The 16,555-nt window shown below is 72.9% G+C and carries 19 protein-coding genes and 1 pseudogene; 9 read left to right on the top strand and 11 right to left on the bottom strand.

The window, feature by feature from the left end; genetic code table 11:
- Positions 1-38: 38 nt before the first annotated feature.
- The gene (locus tag ACFYZJ_RS06775) at positions 39-872 is read left to right on the top strand and encodes a TIGR02452 family protein (protein ID WP_388563620.1); all 834 of its coding nucleotides are present in this window, start codon (positions 39-41) and stop codon (positions 870-872) included.
- 7 nt (positions 873-879) lie between these two features.
- Here ACFYZJ_RS06775 and ACFYZJ_RS06770 read toward each other — a convergent pair whose 3' ends face one another.
- Positions 880-1,326, bottom strand: coding sequence for a type II toxin-antitoxin system PemK/MazF family toxin (locus ACFYZJ_RS06770; protein WP_388563618.1), 447 nt, complete (start codon positions 1,324-1,326; stop codon positions 880-882).
- 77 nt (positions 1,327-1,403) lie between these two features.
- Entirely contained in the window at positions 1,404-1,598 is a 195-nt protein-coding gene (locus tag ACFYZJ_RS06765) for an antitoxin (RefSeq protein WP_388563616.1), read from the bottom strand.
- Between the two features lie 95 nt (positions 1,599-1,693).
- On the opposite strand from ACFYZJ_RS06765, the gene ACFYZJ_RS06760 reads away from it, so the two are divergent.
- Together ACFYZJ_RS06760 and ACFYZJ_RS06755 are read left to right on the top strand one after the other, a co-directional pair.
- On the top strand, positions 1,694-2,374 hold the full coding sequence (locus ACFYZJ_RS06760; protein WP_388563614.1) for an alpha/beta fold hydrolase: 681 nt from the start codon (positions 1,694-1,696) through the stop codon (positions 2,372-2,374).
- Positions 2,375-2,555: 181 nt separating this feature from the next.
- Positions 2,556-3,161: a GPP34 family phosphoprotein gene (locus tag ACFYZJ_RS06755; protein ID WP_388563612.1), complete on the top strand. Its 606-nt coding sequence runs from the start codon at positions 2,556-2,558 to the stop codon at positions 3,159-3,161.
- Positions 3,162-3,176: 15 nt separating this feature from the next.
- On the opposite strand, the gene ACFYZJ_RS06750 is transcribed toward ACFYZJ_RS06755, so the two are convergent.
- Positions 3,177-3,863, bottom strand: a complete 687-nt coding sequence (locus ACFYZJ_RS06750; RefSeq protein WP_388563610.1) for an SDR family oxidoreductase — start codon at positions 3,861-3,863, stop codon at positions 3,177-3,179.
- Positions 3,864-3,951: 88 nt separating this feature from the next.
- On the bottom strand, positions 3,952-4,554 hold the full coding sequence (locus ACFYZJ_RS06745; protein ID WP_388563608.1) for a muconolactone Delta-isomerase family protein: 603 nt from the start codon (positions 4,552-4,554) through the stop codon (positions 3,952-3,954).
- Between the two features lie 163 nt (positions 4,555-4,717).
- Between ACFYZJ_RS06745 and ACFYZJ_RS06740 the strand changes: the two genes are divergently transcribed.
- Entirely contained in the window at positions 4,718-5,281 is a 564-nt protein-coding gene (locus ACFYZJ_RS06740) for a CGNR zinc finger domain-containing protein (RefSeq protein ID WP_388563606.1), read from the top strand.
- 162 nt (positions 5,282-5,443) lie between these two features.
- Here the strand turns inward: ACFYZJ_RS06740 and ACFYZJ_RS06735 are convergent, their stop codons facing one another.
- Both ACFYZJ_RS06735 and ACFYZJ_RS06730 read right to left on the bottom strand, forming a co-directional pair.
- Positions 5,444-6,931 (bottom strand): flotillin family protein, encoded by a 1,488-nt coding sequence (locus ACFYZJ_RS06735; RefSeq protein ID WP_388563604.1) that lies wholly within the window; start codon positions 6,929-6,931, stop codon positions 5,444-5,446.
- 133 nt (positions 6,932-7,064) lie between these two features.
- A complete protein-coding gene (locus ACFYZJ_RS06730; protein ID WP_388563602.1) occupies positions 7,065-7,283 on the bottom strand; it encodes a hypothetical protein in 219 nt (72 codons plus the stop codon).
- Between the two features lie 143 nt (positions 7,284-7,426).
- Between ACFYZJ_RS06730 and ACFYZJ_RS06725 the strand changes: the two genes are divergently transcribed.
- Both ACFYZJ_RS06725 and ACFYZJ_RS06720 read left to right on the top strand, forming a co-directional pair.
- Positions 7,427-8,461 (top strand): LacI family DNA-binding transcriptional regulator, encoded by a 1,035-nt coding sequence (locus tag ACFYZJ_RS06725; RefSeq protein WP_388563600.1) that lies wholly within the window; start codon positions 7,427-7,429, stop codon positions 8,459-8,461.
- Between the two features lie 63 nt (positions 8,462-8,524).
- A complete protein-coding gene (locus ACFYZJ_RS06720; RefSeq protein WP_388563598.1) occupies positions 8,525-9,958 on the top strand; it encodes a benzaldehyde dehydrogenase in 1,434 nt (477 codons plus the stop codon).
- Between the two features lie 18 nt (positions 9,959-9,976).
- On the opposite strand, the gene trxA is transcribed toward ACFYZJ_RS06720, so the two are convergent.
- Entirely contained in the window at positions 9,977-10,363 is a 387-nt protein-coding gene (gene trxA / locus ACFYZJ_RS06715) for a thioredoxin (RefSeq protein WP_388563596.1), read from the bottom strand.
- A gap of 118 nt (positions 10,364-10,481) precedes the next feature.
- Between trxA and ACFYZJ_RS06710 the strand changes: the two genes are divergently transcribed.
- A complete protein-coding gene (locus ACFYZJ_RS06710) occupies positions 10,482-11,912 on the top strand; it encodes a dihydrolipoyl dehydrogenase family protein (protein WP_388563594.1) in 1,431 nt (476 codons plus the stop codon).
- Positions 11,913-11,924: 12 nt separating this feature from the next.
- Here the strand turns inward: ACFYZJ_RS06710 and ACFYZJ_RS06705 are convergent, their stop codons facing one another.
- Positions 11,925-12,572, bottom strand: coding sequence for a peptide deformylase (locus ACFYZJ_RS06705; protein WP_388563592.1), 648 nt, complete (start codon positions 12,570-12,572; stop codon positions 11,925-11,927).
- Between the two features lie 220 nt (positions 12,573-12,792).
- On the opposite strand from ACFYZJ_RS06705, the pseudogene ACFYZJ_RS06700 reads away from it, so the two are divergent.
- A pseudogene (locus tag ACFYZJ_RS06700) lies at positions 12,793-13,591 on the top strand (PepSY-associated TM helix domain-containing protein).
- A gap of 14 nt (positions 13,592-13,605) precedes the next feature.
- Entirely contained in the window at positions 13,606-14,100 is a 495-nt protein-coding gene (locus ACFYZJ_RS06695) for a PepSY domain-containing protein (RefSeq protein WP_388564518.1), read from the top strand.
- 139 nt (positions 14,101-14,239) lie between these two features.
- On the opposite strand, the gene ACFYZJ_RS06690 is transcribed toward ACFYZJ_RS06695, so the two are convergent.
- The 3 genes from ACFYZJ_RS06690 to ACFYZJ_RS06680 form a co-directional block, all read right to left on the bottom strand.
- A complete protein-coding gene (locus tag ACFYZJ_RS06690) occupies positions 14,240-14,587 on the bottom strand; it encodes a tetratricopeptide repeat protein (RefSeq protein WP_388563590.1) in 348 nt (115 codons plus the stop codon).
- Positions 14,588-14,973: 386 nt separating this feature from the next.
- Entirely contained in the window at positions 14,974-15,345 is a 372-nt protein-coding gene (locus ACFYZJ_RS06685) for a LacI family DNA-binding transcriptional regulator (RefSeq protein ID WP_388563588.1), read from the bottom strand.
- A 109-nt stretch (positions 15,346-15,454) separates the two neighbouring features.
- Positions 15,455-16,501, bottom strand: a complete 1,047-nt coding sequence (locus ACFYZJ_RS06680) for an alpha/beta fold hydrolase (protein WP_388563586.1) — start codon at positions 16,499-16,501, stop codon at positions 15,455-15,457.
- Positions 16,502-16,555 lie beyond the last annotated feature (54 nt).

Here is a 16,555-nt window from a genome sequence, read left to right as displayed (position 1 = left end):
GCGCGCGGCGCGCTCACGGCGCCCACGGGGGTGGCGCCGTGAGCGCGCGTCTGCGCGGGATCGCGCGGCAGACGGAGGAGATCGTGGCGGCGGGGGCGTACCGCGCGCCCGCCGGACGTAGGGTGACCATCGCCGCGGCGGTCGAGGCCGCCCGCGCGCGGACGCGGATGTACGGTCCGGACGCGGTGGACATACCGCCGGCCGGCCAGGTCACCGCGGTTTTTGAGGTCACCGGCGAGAGCAGCCTGGAAGCGGCCCGGCGCCTGGTCGGCCGATCGGGTGAACCGGTGGCCGTCCTGAACTTCGCCTCCGCCAGAAACCCGGGCGGAGGCTTCCTGAACGGCGCGCAGGCCCAGGAGGAGGCTCTGTGCCGCGCCTCCGCGCTGTACGCGTGCGTTCGCGAGGTCAAGGAGTTCTACGACCACCACCGCGCGCACCGCGACCCGTTCTACACGGACCGGGTGATCCATTCGCCCGCGGTGCCCGTCTTCCGCGACGACCACGGGCGTCTGCTGGACGCGCCCTACACGGTCGGATTCCTGACCGCCGCCGCGCCCAACGCCGGAGTGGTCCTGCACCGGGCGCCGGAGCGGGCGACCGAACTGCCGCGCGCCCTCGCGACCCGCGCCGAGCGCGTGCTGGAGACGGCGGCGGCCTGCGGCTACCGACGCCTGGTGCTGGGTGCCTGGGGCTGCGGGGTGTTCCGGAACGACCCGGCGCAGGTGGCCGGGGCGTTCCACGGGCTGCTGGTCGAGGGCCGGTTCGCGGGATACTTCGAAGAAGTGCTCTTCGCCGTGCTGGACCGCACGCCGGGGGCGACGACACGGGCCGCGTTCGAGCGTGCCTTCGCCACCCGGGTGGGCGCGGCGTGACCCGGGGTCAGTGCCAGTCGTAGCGTTCCCGCAGCCGGTGCACCACGAGGTTGAACCGCATCCGGTCCAGCGCGCACGCCTCGCGCCGCATGCCGGCCTCGTGCACCCGCAGGACACGGTCCACGTCCACCCAGGAATCGCGCCCCGAGCGGTCCCAGGGCCCGCTCCCGATCGGCACCCACTCGCGGTCACCGTCGTGCCGCTTGCTGGACAACTGCACGGCCAGCAGCGTGCCGGCCGCCTCACGGGCGACCACGAGCACCGGGCGGTCCTTGCCCCGCCCGTCGTTCTCCTCGAACGGCACCCACGTCCAGACGATCTCGCCCGGGTCGGGATCACCGTCGTGTGCGGGGGAGTACTCGGTCCGCACCCGGCCCACCTCACGGGGGTCGGCCTCCGTGGTGGCGGAGGGGCCGTAGCGGCCGGGGACGTCTTCTTCGGTAAAGGCAGTCACGCGGCTCACGGTAGAGCGTCACGGCGGACGCGCGCCGAGCGGGTCGGCTCATGACATTGCGTCAATGACCGTACGACCTAGGGCTGGGGCGGGTTGTCCTGCTCCGGCCGGGACCGCATCTGTTCCCTGAGCGCGTCCGGGCCCTTGTCGACCTGACCGGGCTGTGTGCCGTGAGGCTGCTCGCCGGCGGGCCGTCCCGCCTTGTCGTGGCCCTCGCCGATGCGTTCGCCGTGACCCTTGAACATCTGCCTCAGCTTGTCCATCACGGACATGACAGCCTCCTTCGCGTGTCTGCACTTTCCTTCAAGGATCACGGCCGTTCGCCGGGGTTGCATCCGCTGGGGAAGGCGCCGCATACCATCCACGCATGGTCGATCACTGCTCGCTCGATGCCGGAGGCGTCCGGCTGGCCTGCCGGATCTCGGGCCCGCTCCATGCCCCGCCGCTCGTCCTGCTGCACGCGCTGGGCGAGGACGCCTCCACCTGGGACGCGGTGGCGCCGCGTTTCGCCCGCAGCCGGCGCGTGTATGCCCTCGATCTGCGCGGCCACGGCCGCAGCGACTGGCCCGGTGAGTACTCGCTCGAGCTGATGCGAGCCGATGTCCTCGGCGTCCTGGACGCGCTGGGCCTCGACGCGGTGGAGCTCATCGGGCACTCCCTGGGCGGGGTCGTGGCCTACCTGCTCGCGCAGGACCATCCGGGGCGGGTGGGCCGGCTCGTTCTGGAGGACGTTCCGCTGCCACGCCCCCGACGTCCGGCCGCCCCGGTCCGGCCGGACGGCGACCTGACCTTCGACTGGGCGGTGGTGACGGCCGTCAGGCCCCAGCTCGACACACCGGATCCCCGCTGGCTGGAGCGGCTCGGCCGGATCACCGCCGACACCCTCGTGCTCGCCGGCGGTCCCGGCAGCCACATGTCCCAGGACGGCGTGGCGGAACTGGCCCGCCGGGTCAGGCGCGGGCGGACGATCACCATTCCGGTCGGGCACCTCATCCATGAGGCGGCCCCGGACGCCTTCACGGACGCCGTCTCGGCCTTCCTGCTGTGACCCGTCCCGCCGGTGCTGTTTTCCGAGGTGCCCGGGCGCGAGCCCGCTCGGGAGTCGTGCGCGACGGCGGACGCCGCACCGGCTTCCACGGACCGTCGTCGACGCAGTCGCGCTACTGTCGGCCTGTCGGGACGGCCGCTCAACGACGAACCGCCACCGGAGCCTTCACGGGGAGCCGCACATGACCACTGCACGGGACCTGCTGATCGTCGCCCTGGACGCGGCACCCGGCCGTTCCGCCGAACCGGGCGACCTCTCGCTCGCGCTCGCGGGAGCGGAGTTGCTCGACCTCCGGGACGCCCGGGCCCTCACGCTGGACGGAGACCTCGTCGTGCCGGGCGACCCGCCGGTGACCGACGACCGCCTGGTGCGGGAGGCCGCGGCGACACTCGTCCGGCGGACACCCTACGAAACGGTCGAGGACTGGCTGTGGCGCCGCGGACGTGGTCTGTCCTCGGCGTATCTGGCCGCCTTCGAGGACGAGGGACTGCTCGAGCGGCAGCACCGCCGACTGCTGCCGTCCTGGACCGGCGAGGCGGTGCTGGCCGACTCCGCCGCCCGGCGGCGGGCGGCGGACCGCTGGGCCGAGGACGAGCCCGTGCTCGCCGCTCTCGCCACAGCCCTCGGGATCCGCGAGACGCCGGCCGGAGAACTGCCGGACGAGACCGACGCGGCGGTGACGACGGTGCTCGCCGCGGTCGACGACGCGGTGACGGAACTGACGGCCGTACGACAACGACGAGCCATCGAGAAGGCCGCCTTCGACAACATCTGGAGGGGGAACTGACCCGAGAGCCGGACCTCAGGCGTCCAGGGGCCCGGACAGGGCCGCCTTGACCTGCCTCGTCCGCTCGTCGGCGAGGACCTCGACCCGGTTGTCGGTCAGAGCCCGCATGGTCTGCTCGGCGACATCCTCGGCGCCGATCTTCGGCGCGTCCGTCCAGGCGGCCAGTTCCGTGTCCACGAAGCCCGCGTGCACCCCGACCACCAGGGTGCCCTGGTCCCGCAGTCCCTCGCGCAGCGCGCCGGTCAGCGACCACTGCGCCGCCTTGGAGGCCGCGTAGCCGGGCCAGCCGGGCCGCCCCGCCCAGGACGCCACCGACAGCATGTTCACCAGGGCACCGCCCCCGTTCCGCGCCAGGACGGGGGCGAAGGCGCGGGCGACGGCCCAGGTGCCGAAGAAGTTGACCTCCATCGCCTCACGGGCGCCGTCGAGGGAGCCGTCGAAGAGTTTCGTGCCCCAGCCGCCCACACCGGCGTTGTTGATCACAATGGTGACGTCTCCCGCCGCGGCGGCGGCCGCGGTGACCTCTTCCTGCCGGGTGACATCCAGACGCAGCGGCGTGACGTCCGGGTCCGTCACGCTCTCGGGGTCCCGCGCCGCCGCGTAGACCTTGGCGGCGCCGTGGTCGAGCAGCGCACGGGTGAACGCCCTGCCGATGCCGCGGTTCGCGCCCGTCACCAGGGCCACCGATCCGGCGATGTCCATAGGTCCTCCTCATCCGTGGCGTGGGGGCTCGTCCGCCCGCCGACGCCCACCGTCGTCCCACGGGGCCATCCTGCCCCGGGGTACGGCGTCAAGTGGCGCTCGGCGACGGGTCGTTCGGGTGTTCACCGAGCGGCGTCGTCTCAACCGTCATCCAGGGTGCCAGCGGCAGCGCCTCCAGGACGGCCGCCAGCTCGGCCGGTTCCTCGGCACGCCACAGGCCCAGCGCCCGCCCCCGGCCCGGTAGCCGCCACAGTCGTACGAGATACCCCCGCGCGGCCAGCTCCCGCGCGCAGGACGCCTCCGCTACCGTGGCGGAGGCGATGTCCTGGGCAGGTGTGTCCTCGGCCGCCTCGAGGGTGAAGTGGACCAGGAACTCCCGCGCACCGGGCCGGCCGGCCGCCGCCGGGGACGGGTCGTTCGGATGCGGGGACAGCGGCGTGACCTGGTCCGTGCGCCACACGCGCAGCGGCATCGAGGCCAGCACCTCCTCCAGCCTGGCATCGTCGTCGGCCGCGAACAGCCCCAGCGTGCGCCACTCGCCGGGCCTGAGCGGCGGGCGCCACAGACGGAGCAGGTGCCCCCGCCCGGCCAGCTGGCGCGAGTGCGCGGCCTCACGGGCACGGATGTCCGCGACGGCTTCCTCCGGTGTGCCCTCGGGAACCCGGGTGGTCATCGTGACGAGGTATTCCATGGCGCGACTCCCGCGGTGGCTCGCTGGGTCCTCCACATCACCATCACGCGCGGCGCGGCGGCGCGCACCTGTACCTGTCCCGGGACCGGCCCGGACGCGATTCACCGGACCACCGCGCTGGCGTTCGCTTGTCGTGGCGTGCATCACCTGTCAAAGTGGTGACGTGAACCTCGACCACGTGTTTCCCTGCGGAGACCCCGCCCTCGACTTCGCCGCGACCCTCCGGGCGCGCCGTTCGGTACGGTTCGAAATGTTCGTGTCGCCGGACCGGCTGGACGCCTGGTACCTGGAGTCCGGGCTCGTCGACGCCGTCATCCCGAGTCGGGAGTCCGACGTCGAGCGGGCGATCGAGGTCCGAGAGGCCATCTACGCGCTGGTCTCCGCCCGGCTCGCCGGACAGGAGTACGACCGGGGGGCTCTCGCGGTGGTGAACGGGGCGGCCCGCAAGCCGCCCGCCACTCCGCAGCTCACCCCGGCGGGGCGGTGGACGGAGGCGAGTTCCGAGGAAGTGCTGTCCACCGTCGCACGACACGCCGTGGAACTGCTGAGCGGACCGGACGTGCCGCTGATGAAGGAGTGCGGCAACCCCGAGTGCACCCGCGTCTACATCGACCGTTCGCGCGGCATGCGCCGCCAGTGGTGCGGCATGGAGTCGTGCGGGAACAAGCTCAAGGCGCAGGCCTACCGCGCCCGCAAGAAGCAGGCCCAGGCGTCGGCCGCCCGCTGAGGGACGGTCCGGGTCGGTGACGGTTCCCGGCCGACCGCCGCGCCGCAGAACACGCTCCGGGCGTACGGGGCCCGAACCGATCCCGTACGCCCGAAGCCGCAGCGCCGCAGCGCCGCAGCGCCGCAGCGCCGCAGCGCCGCAGCGGCTCACCGATTGAGGGATTCAGCCCTCGTCCTTCTCCACCGCCACCTTCTCCGGCCGTGGCGGCACGAACCCGTTGAGCCCGGCCGTCCCCGCCGCCGGTGTTCCGTTCTGGTTCATCGAGGAGAGCAACTGGCGGGCGAGCCCCAGGCCGGTGCCCCCCATCGTCAAGGCCTTGGCGAACATGTCGGCCATGCCGTCCGCCCCGTTGAGCAGCACCATGTTGTCGACGTTGCCGAACGCGGACGCGCCCGCCTGGACGATCTCCGGCCACTTCTCGGCGAGTTGCTGCGCGACCACGGCCTCCTGGTTCTCCGCGAGCGCCGCGGCGCGCGCCTTGATGGCCTCCGCCTCCGCAAGGCCCTGCGCACGGGCCGCCTCCGCCTCCGCCAGGCCCTTCGCCTGAGCGGCGGCCGCCTCGGCCTCACCGGTGGCACGCGTCGCCTCGGCCGCCGCCGCACCGCGCGTCTTGGTCGCCTCGGCCTCCGCCGCCGCGGCCGTCTTGACCCGCGTCGCCTCGGCCGCCGCCGCGAGCTCCGTCTCCTTCGCCTTGGCCTGCGCCGCCGAGATCCGCGCGTCCCGCTCGGCCTCGGCCAGCGTGCGCTTCTCGTACGCCTTCGCGTCCGCCGGCTTGCGGACATCGGCCTGGAGCTGCTGCTCGCGCCGGTGCGCCTCCAGCTCCGCGACCCGGGTCTCCTGCACCACGACCTCCTGGCGGGCCGCGGCGTCCGCGAGCGGACCGGCCTGGCGCGCCTTGGCGGCCGCCTTGTCCCGCTCGGCCTGGTAACCGGCCTGCAGGATCTCGCTGTCCCGCGTCGCCTCCGCCATCCGCGCGAACGACTGCTGCTCCGCCTCGGTGGCGAGACGGTTCGCCTCCGCCTGTGCGATGCGCGCGTCCCGCTGCACCGCCGCCGCGTGCGGCGCGGCCAGGTTCCGGATGTACCCCGTCGGGTCCTCGATCTCGTGGATCTGCAGCGAGTCCACGATCAGACCGAGCTTCTCCATCTCCGTACCGCAGGCGGCCCTGGTCTGGCCGGTCAGCTTCTCCCGGTCGCGGATCATGTCCTCGACCGTCAACCCGCCGACGATCGACCGGAGATGACCGGCGAACACGTTGTGCACCCGCTCCGACATCAGCTTCTGCTGGTCCAGGAAGCGCCGGGCGGCGTTGGCGATCGACACGAAGTCGTCGCCCACCTTGAAGATGACCACGCCGCGCACCTTGAGCGGAATGCCCTGGTGGGTCACGCAGTCCACGTGCAGTTCCGTCTCGTTGAGGTCGAGCGACAGCTTGCGCACCGCCTGCACACCCGGCAGCACCAGCGTGCCGCGCCCCGTGACGATGCGGAAGCCCATCCCTTCCTCGAGACCCTCGGTCCGGTGCTTCGAACCGGAGATGATCAGTGCTTCGTTGGGCTCCGCGACACGCCACATGAGCTTGAAGATCCCAACGATGACAAGCAGCGCGAGGACGGCAGCCCCCGCGACGACGCCGATGACCATCGGCATACGCCCCCTTTGCCTGGTGCCGGGTCGGCACCGAACGAAGGGAGTCTGCGCCTTGGCAAGCCCGGGGAGAAGACAGTGACGCAACCTTGTTGCAATCTTGACGCCCGCACCTCTCACCTGCGGCGAGACGGGCTCAACTGCCGTACACGGCCTCGACGTAGACCGTCCGCGGCGGCAGATGCTCCACCACCATCACCACCGTGCCCCGCTCGAAGCGGCCCGTCCCGTCGGCGGGATACGCGAGGAAGTGCTCGGCGCCGCCGCGCACACGGACGATCACCTCGCCGACCAGCCCGGGCCCGACGGTACCGGTGACACGTCCCATCAAGCCGACCATCGGCGCGTCGTCCATGGCCACAGGGTACGGTCCGCACGCTCCCGCGTCGCCGGCGCGTGACACGGAAAGCCCAACTTCCCTTGTGGCAGCGGGTGTTACGGACGCGAGCGCACCCCGGGGACGGTTGCTGTGAGTGTTCTGCGAAGATGCGGTACGTCATGGTGCAGATACCGAAACAGCCCGTCCCTTCGTCGCCCGCACCACCCGCCGTGCCGACGAGTGCCGATGTGGCACGCCTGGCCGGTGTCTCGCGCGCGACCGTCTCCTACGTCCTGAACAACACCACTGCGGTACGCATCAGCGAACCCACCCGCCGCCGCGTCCACGAGGCCGCCAAGGAGCTGGGGTACGTCCCGCACGCCGCCGCCCGCAGCCTGCGCGCCGGACACAGCCGCATGGTGCTCATGCCCTCGCCGAACGTGCCGGCCGGCCCGCTCTACAGCCAGTTCCTGAGCGAACTGCAGTGGGCGCTCAGCCGGCTCGACTACACGGTCGTGCAGTACGGCGGCATCGGCCTCCACCGCGGCGAGGCGGCCCGCGCCTGGGCGGAACTGCGGCCCGTCGCGGTCATCGTGCCCGGCGGCGACCTCGGCCCCGAGGGCGTGCACGTCCTCAAGCGCTCCGGAGCCCGCGCCGTCGTCACCCTGGGCCCCGAACGCGTCGAGGGCGCGCACGCGCTGCTCCTGGACCACGACGGGGTCGGACACAGCGCCGGGGTCCATCTGCTGGACCGCGGCCGCCGCCGTGTGGGTGTGGTCATGCCCGAGGAGCCCGGTCTGGAGTTCTTCTCCAGGCCCCGACTGGAAGGGGTGCGGCGCGCTCTGAGGGGCGCCGACGCGACCGTCACCGAGCTGCCGCTCGCCTACGAGGAGGGCTCCGCCGTCCGGCTCGCCGCACGCTGGCGTTCTTTGGGCCTGGACGCGGTCTTCGCGTACAACGACGAGTACGCGATGCTCCTGATGCGCGCCCTGCAGGACGAGGGCGTGGACATCCCTCGGGAGACGGCCGTGGTCGGCGCCGACGACCTGGTGCTCGGCCGGCTGCTGCGCCCGCGGCTGAGCACCGTCCACATCGAACTGCCGTCCGGACGCCACCTCGCCGAGCTGGTCGACCGCGCGGTGCGCGATCCTGGAGGTGTGCCGGAGGTGCACGAGGTGTTCGGGGCACGGATCGTGCACCGCGAATCGAGCTGAGCACGCGGGACGGGAACCTGCGCGCACCGTGCGCCCCGCCCGGTGCCGGATCGGAGAGCCGTCATGCCGCTCGCCCCGGAGACCTGGCAGCCCCACCCGCTGACGGGCGCCGAGTACGTCGTCACCGAGCCCGCCACGGGCGAGTCGCTCGGCACCATCACGCTCGCCTCCGAACAGGACGTCGAGACCGCCACCCGGGCCGCCGTCACCGCCCAGGGCGCCTGGGCCAGGACCCCGTACAGCGAGCGCGCCGCCGTGCTCCGCAGGGCCGGCGACCTGCTCGCCACGCACACCGCCGAGCTGCGCGACTGGATCGTCCGCGAGTCCGGCTCCGTCCCGGACAAGGCCGGCTTCGAGCTGCACGTCGCCGCGCAGGAGTGCTACGAGGCCGCGGCCCTGGCGTCCCACCCGATGGGGCAGGTCCTGCCGTCGGAGGCGCCCCGGCTGTCGTACACGCGACGCGTCCCCGTCGGCGTGGTGGGCGTGATCGCCCCGTTCAACGCCCCGCTCGTCCTCGCCGTCCGCTCCGTCGCGCCCGCCCTCGCGCTCGGCAACGCGGTCGTGCTCAAGCCCGACCCGCGCACCGCCGTCTGCGGCGGCCTCGCCGTGGCGGCCGTGTTCGCCGAGGCCGGACTGCCCGAGGGGCTGCTGCACGTCCTGCCCGGCGGGCCCGACGTGGGGCAGGAACTGGTCGCCGACCCGCGCGTCCCGGTGATCTCCTTCACCGGGTCGACCGCCGCCGGGCGCGCCATCGCCGAGGCCGGCGGACACCACCTCAAACGGGTCCATCTGGAGCTCGGCGGCAACTCCGCGCTGATCGTCCTGGAGGATGCCGACCTCGACGCCGTCGTCTCCACCGCTGCCTGGGGATCCTTCTTCCACCAGGGGCAGATCTGCATGGCGACCGGCCGCCACCTCGTCCACGCGTCGCTGTACGAGGAGTACGTCGAACGGCTCGCCGCCAAGGCCGACTCGCTCACCGTCGGCGACCCGTACCGCGAGAAGGTGCACCTCGGCCCCGTCATCGACGCGAGCCAACTCACCCGGATCCACGGCCTGGTGGTGGCCAGCACCGCCCGCGGCGCCAAGCTCGTGGCGGGCGGCACGCACCGCGGCCTGTTCTACCGGCCGACGGTGCTGGCCGGAGCCGACGACACCACACCGGCGTACACGGAGGAGGTCTTCGGGCCGGTCGCACCCGTACGCCCGTTCACGACAGCCGAAGAGGCCGCCGGCCTCGCCTCCGCGGGGCCTTACGGCCTCTCCCTGGGCATCGTCACGCGGGACGCCGCACGCGGCCTTGACCTGGCCGAGCGGATCCCCACGGGCATCGCCCACATCAACGACCAGACCGTGGGCGACGAGGCCGTGGCGCCCTTCGGTGGCATCCGTGCCTCCGGCACCGGCTCCCGCTTCGGCGGTGAGGCCAATCTTGACGCCTTCACCCACCTGCGCTGGACCACGGTGCGCGGGGACGTGGCCACGCACCCCTTCTGACCGCCCGACCGGCAGCCGCTACTCGCCGTTCTGCCCGGTCTTGGCCTGCTGTTCGGCCACCGCCTTGCGGACCTCGTCCATGTCCAGCCTGCGGGCCTGCCCGATCACGTCGTCCAGAGCGGCCTGCGGCAGGGCGCCCGGCTGCGCGAACACGGCGACCCGGTCCCGCACGATCATCAGCGTCGGGATCGACTGGATGCCGAACGCCGCCGCCAGCTCGGGCTGCGCCTCGGTGTCCACCTTGCCGAACACCAGGTCCGGGTTCTCCTCGGCGGCCTTCTCGTACACCGGTGCGAACTGACGGCACGGCCCGCACCAGGACGCCCAGAAGTCGATCAGGACGAAGTCGTTGTCCTGCACCGTCTGGTCGAAGTTCTCCTTGGTGAGCTCCACCGTGTTGCTCATGGCCTATCCCTCTTCCTGATGTCGGGGCCGAGCCGCTGTCGTCAACGGTCACACCTGGTCACGTATTCCGCGCCCTACCCGTGTGGCCACCGGGCACACCACCCACCAGACTGTCCCCATGACGGAAACGGAATCCATCGCGTACGACGTCGTGGTGCTCGGAGCCGGGCCCGTGGGGGAGAACGTCGCCGACCGCACCCGTGCGGCCGGTCTGTCCACCGCGGTCGTGGAGAGCGAACTGGTCGGCGGCGAATGCTCCTACTGGGCGTGCATCCCCAGCAAGGCGCTGCTCCGCCCGGTGATCGCCCGCGCCGACGCCCGCCGCGTCCCCGGCCTCGCCCAGCTCGCGCAGGGCCCCCTCGACGCCGCCGCGGTCCTCGCCCACCGGAACTACGAGGTCGGTGACTGGAAGGACGACGGGCAGGTTTCCTGGCTGGACGGCATCGGGGCCGACCTCTACCGGGGCCATGGGCGGCTGGACGGGCCGCGCAGGGTCACGGTGACCGGCCCGGACGGCGCGCGGCACGTGCTGACCGCACGGCACGCGGTGGCCGTGTGCACCGGCAGCGACGCCCAGCTGCCCGACCTGCCCGGGGTCGCCGAGGTGGACCCGTGGACCAGCCGCGAGGCGACCAGCGCCAAGTCCGTCCCCGGCCGGCTGATCGTCGTGGGCGGCGGTGTGGTGGCCTGCGAGATGGCCACCGCCTGGCAGGCCCTCGGCTCCCAGGTCACCGTCCTGGTCCGCGGCAAGGGCCTGCTGCCGCGCATGGAGCCCTTCGCCGGGGAACTGGTCGCCGAGGCGCTCACCGAGGCGGGCGCCGACGTGCGTACCGGTACCTCGGTGGAGTCGGTGCGGCGCGAGGGCGACACCGTCGTGGTCGTCACGGACGCCGGCGACCGCCTCGAGGCCGACGAGATCCTCTTCGCCACCGGCCGGACCCCGCGCACCGGAGACATCGGCCTCGACACGGTCGGCCTGGAGCCCGGCTCCTGGCTGCCGGTCGACGACACCCTGCGGGTGACGGGCAGCGAGTGGCTGTACGCGGTCGGAGACGTCAACCACCGCGCTCTCCTCACCCACCAGGGCAAGTACCAGGCCCGGATCGCGGGCGCGGCGATCGCGGCCCGCGCGGCGGGAGTCCCGCTGCTGGAGACCGACCCCTGGGGCGCCCACTCCGCGACCGCCGACCACCGGGCGGTCCCTCAGGTGATCTTCACCGATCCGGAGGCGGCGGCGGTGGGCCTGTCGCTGGCCGAGGCCGAGCAGGCGGGCCGCCGGGTGCGCGCCGTCGACGTCGAGTTCTCCTCGGTGGCGGGCGCGAACCTGTTCGCCGACGGCTACCGCGGTCGCGCCCGCATGGTCGTCGACCTGGACAGCGAGACCCTGGTGGGCGTCACCTTCGTCGGCCCCGGGGTCGGCGAGCTGATCCACTCCGCGAGCATCGCCGTCGCCGGCGAGGTCCCCATCGACCGTCTCTGGCACGCGGTGCCGTCGTTCCCGACGATCAGCGAGGTGTGGCTGCGGCTGCTGGAGGCGTACCGGGGCTGACACCCCCGCGCCTCAGTCGGGCAGCGTGAATCCCAGTTCTCGCGCTGCCCGTTCCGGCGTGGGCTGGGACCACCGTGCCGCCACCGCCTCGTTCGACGACAGCGAGCGTGGCTCGGCCCGGTCCAGGTAGAGCGTGCCGTCCAGGTGGTCCGTCTCGTGCTGGACGATGCGCGCCGGCCAGCCCGTGAACTCCTCGTCCACGACGGCCCCGTGCTCGTCCAGCGCGCGCAGCCGTACCCGGGCGTGCCGGGCCACCACGGCCTGCCAACCCGGCACGCTCAGACAACCCTCGAAGAACGCGGCGCGCTCGGTGCCGACCGCCTCGTACGACGGGTTGACCAGCACCCGGAACGGCTGCGGCACCCGCCCGCGCGCCACCCGGACCTCCTCCGGAACCGGCGCCGGGTCCTCGATGACCGCGATTCGCAACCCCACCCCGACCTGCGGCGCCGCGAGACCCACCCCCGGCGCCGCGTGCATCGTCACGCGCAGGGCCTCGACGAAACGGGCCAGCAGCGCGGGCTCCAACTCCCCGTCGAACGGCTCGGTGCCACGGCGCAGCACCGGATGCCCGGCGGCGACGATCGGCAACGGGCCGCCGCTGGCGAGCAGTTCCTCGACCTGCTCGGCGAGAGGCCTGAGATCACGTGGAGATGCCATCGCGCCAGCATGCCACGGCCCCGCCGACGCCTCCGCGTGACGTACGCCACGTAATCCTGCCGGAACTCGGCCCCGTCCCGCTCCGACCTCTGGACCGCCACCGCTGAGAAACGAGCCCTCGGAGAGGCCGCCGATGCCCACCGCTGCTTCGCCCACGACGGACGAGTCCCCGCCGTCCGTCGCCCCCTCGCCCTCCCCATGAGCGCCCCTGCGCCCCCTTGTGCTGCGCCCGCACTTCTACGCCGGGCTTCTCGTCGCCCCCTTCCTCCTGGTCGCCGCCCTGACGGGCTTCCTGTACGCCGCGTCGTTCCAGGCGGAGAAGATCGTCTACGCCGACGAGCTGACCGTCCCGGTCGGCGCCGGCAAGCTGCCGGTCAGCCGGCAGGTCGCCGCCGCCCGCAGGGCCCACCCCGAGGGCACGCTGTCCGCCGTACGCCCCTCCCCGGCGAAGGACGCCACCACCAGGGTGCTGCTCTCCGGCGTCCCCGGCGTCGCCGAGGGCCACTCGCTCGCCGTCTTCGTCGACCCGTACACCGGGAAGGTGCGAGGCGCCCTGGAACAGTACGGCTCCACCGGTGCCCTGCCGCTGCGCACCTGGATCGACGAGTTCCACCGCGATCTGCGCCTCGGCGAGATCGGACGGCTGTACAGCGAACTCGCCGCCAGCTGGCTGTGGGTCATCGCAGATGGGGGCCTTGTGCTGTGGTTCGCGCGCCCGCGCGCGGCGGGCGGTCCGCGGTACGAGCGGCCGCCGCCGCACCCTCGCTCCGCACGGCACGCTCGGCGTGTGGGCAGCGGCCGGGTTCTTCTTCCTCTCGGCGACGGGCCTGACCTGGTCCACCTACGCGGGGGCCAACGTCGACGAACTGCGCACCTCGCTCGGCCAGGCCACCTCCTCGGTCTCGGCGGCGGTGAGCGGGGAGCACGCGGGTCACGGCTCCGCGGCGGCCGGCGGCGGTGGCGAGCGCACGGTGTGGGCCTCGACGCGGTGCTGGCGGCGGCCCGAGCGAAGGGGCTGAGCGACCCCGTCGAGATGGTCCCGCCCGCCGACGCCGGCTCCGCGTACGTCGTGAAGCAGGTGCAGCGCAGCCGGCCCGAGAAGCAGGACTCGGTCGCCGTTGATCCGGCCACCGGCGAGGTCACCGACGTCGTGCGCTTCGCGGACCACCCGGTCCTGGCCAAGCTGACCCGCTGGGGCATCGATCTGCACACCGGCATGCTCTTCGGGATCGCCAACCAGATCGCCCTGATGGCCCTCGCGCTCGGTCTGGTCCTGCTGATCGTCTGGGGGCACCGCATGTGGTGGCAGCGCGGCCGGGCGGGCGCCTTCGGGCGGCCGATCCCGCGCGGCGCCTGGCAGCACGTGCCGCCACAGATCCTGGTGCCCTGCATGGCGGCGATCGCGGTCCTCGGCCATTTCGTGCCGCTGCTCGGGATACCGCTCGCGGCGTTCATCGCGGTGGACGTGGTGCTGGGCGAGATCGCCCATCGGCGTGGCAGGCGCACGTACGGCGGCCGGGTGGCGTGATCCGTGGCCGTGACGAGGCTCCTGATGCCGCGCGGCGACGACGCGCCGACGGTGCTGTGACAGCGCGACGGCCTGCGCCCGGCGGTACCGGGCTCAGGCCGTCGCTTCTCCGGCGGTTCTCTGCGGGACCCCTCGGGGATCAGAGGTCCGTGAAGTCACCCGCGAGCGCCGACGCCAGCCGCATGTGCGGCTCCGCCTCGTCGTGGCGCCCCTGCCGCTGGAGGGTACGCCCGAGCAGCAGCCGGGCGTAGTGCTCCACCGGGTCGCGCTCCACGAGGGTGCGCAACTCCGCCTCCGCGCGCCGCAGTTGGGCGGAGTGGTAGTAGGCGCGCGCCAGCAGCAGCCGGGGCCCGGTCTGCTCCGGCACCTCGGCGACCAGCCCCTCGAGGACCTGCGCCGCGGCGTAGTAGTCCTTCGCGTCGAAGAACATCCGAGCTCGCTCCCAGCGCTCCGCGGACGTCCCGTGGTCGTAGTACGTGGTCTTCACTGAGGACCTCCTCACGGGGCGCACAACCGGCGCGGTTGGTTGAATATTCCACGAGTTCCGAGGGGTGCGCGGCGACGGCCTCCAGCGGGGTGCCGCGGCATCGCGGCCACCACTGACGGTGCCCGCCCCGGCGATCGGCGCGTGCCGTTCTCCTACCGGATACCGATCTCAGCCAACTGGAGGCGGTACCTGGTGGTCTCGTCCGACGCCGGCCTGTCGAGCCTGGTGGCTCCAGCCGGACGTAACGGCCACTGGCCGAGGGGAGGGTGTGGGTCTGGGCGGCTCCGTCGGGTTGGTCCGGTTCGTCACGGTGCGGCCGGTGGTGCAGGCGGTGGCGCCGACGTCCGCTGAGCCGAAGCCGATGCTGGTGTAGCCCTTGGAGCCGGTCACGCTCGTGATGCTGCCGTCCAGTACGCGGGTCTTGCCCCAGTCGCGGTTCTCCAGCGTGTAGTTGCTGGTGACGGTGGTCGCGGAGGTGGGGACGGTGAGCTCGGCGAGCTGGAGGCGGTACGTGGCGGGCTCGTCGGCGGCAGGGGCGCCGAGGCGTGTGACGTGCAGGCGGACGTAGCGGGCGGTCGTGGTCGTGAGCCCGTACGTCTGTGGCTGACCATCGGGGTTGGGCTCGGCGGTGACGGTGCGCTGCGCAACACCTTGGAGACGGCGGAGGTGGACACGCCCGCGCTGCGTGCGACGTCGGTGATGGTGACCCGCTTCGTGCCGCCCGCCGGTTCCCTGTGAAGCGCACCTTTCGTGGTCATGCAGCGCTCTTCCTGCGGCGTTTACGGAACGTCGGTGCAGATGGCTTGACGGCTTCGGTCCGTCCGATTCTGCCTTACGGTCTTTCTCCGTGGAACGTTGTACGTCCGGCTACGCGGAGCGGGCGGCGAGCGCTGCCACGGCTGCGGCGACCTGGTCAGGGCTGGAGATCATGGTCAGGTGCCGGGCTCCGGGGACGAGCGTGGGCGCGGGCGCACCGATGCGTCGGGCCGTCTCCATCGGCGTCTGCCTGCTGAACACGTCGTCCCGCGCACCGAACACGACCGACTTGGGGAGGGGAACGGCGGCGAGCCGTGCCACCTGGTCGGCGGGCAGGCCGGGCACGCCTTCGCCGAGCATGCTCCACAGAGCGTCCTCGGCCCCCGGCACCCGAAGCGGCCGGCGCCACTGATCCAGTCCGGCCGCGTCCAGGCGGGGGCAGGCAGGTCCGCACTGGGCGTCGTAGACGGAGCGGATCAGCCAGTCGGCGCCGAGTCCGAGCCGCAGCAGGCTGGTGCGATAGGGATCGATCAGCAGGTACCGGAAAGCCCGCGGCGGACCGGCGCCGGTGTCCAGCGCGTCCCCGTCGAGCAGCATCACGGACCCGATCCGCCCTGGAGCACGCAGCGCCGCCTGGACGACCACGGCGGCTCCGCTGGAGTGCCCCACCAGCATGGGGCGCTCGCCCGGTCCACCGAGGTGCATGGCGTCGAGGAAGCCAAGGAGCTGCTGGGTGAAGTGGCCGACGGTGTAGGGGCCGCGGCGCTCGCTGTAGCCGTCCCCCGTCAGATCCAGCGCATACACGCGGTGATGGCGTGCGAGCAGCGGGGCGAGCCGTGACCAGGTGTCCACCTGCTCGAAGGCGCCGTGGACGAGGACGACCGGCGAGCCGGTCCTGCCCCATGTCCGGTAACGGGTCCGGACGTCGGCCGCCTGGACGTACCGGAGCCCTCCGGGAGGTACGGCACGTCGTCCGGTGGCGGCGTTGTAGAGGAACGAGGCCGATGTGAGGACGACCAGCAGGACGGCACAGACCAGCACCAGGCGACGGACCCACCGCCTCAGCCGCGAACGGCGCCGAGGCGGCCTGCCGTCGTCCGTGCCTCGGGTCTCCGGCGGCGCGGGGTCGAGTGGCTGGGCCTGAGGGTCGGTACGCACGTCGGTCTCCTGTCCGGCCTGGCGGGTATGCGCGACTGCGGCCACTGTGACAGA

Origin of the sequence: Streptomyces sp. NPDC001848, assembly GCF_042891915.1 — a bacterium.
Lineage (GTDB): Bacteria > Actinomycetota > Actinomycetes > Streptomycetales > Streptomycetaceae > Streptomyces.
This window is presented reverse-complemented; position numbering and strand designations above follow the sequence as displayed.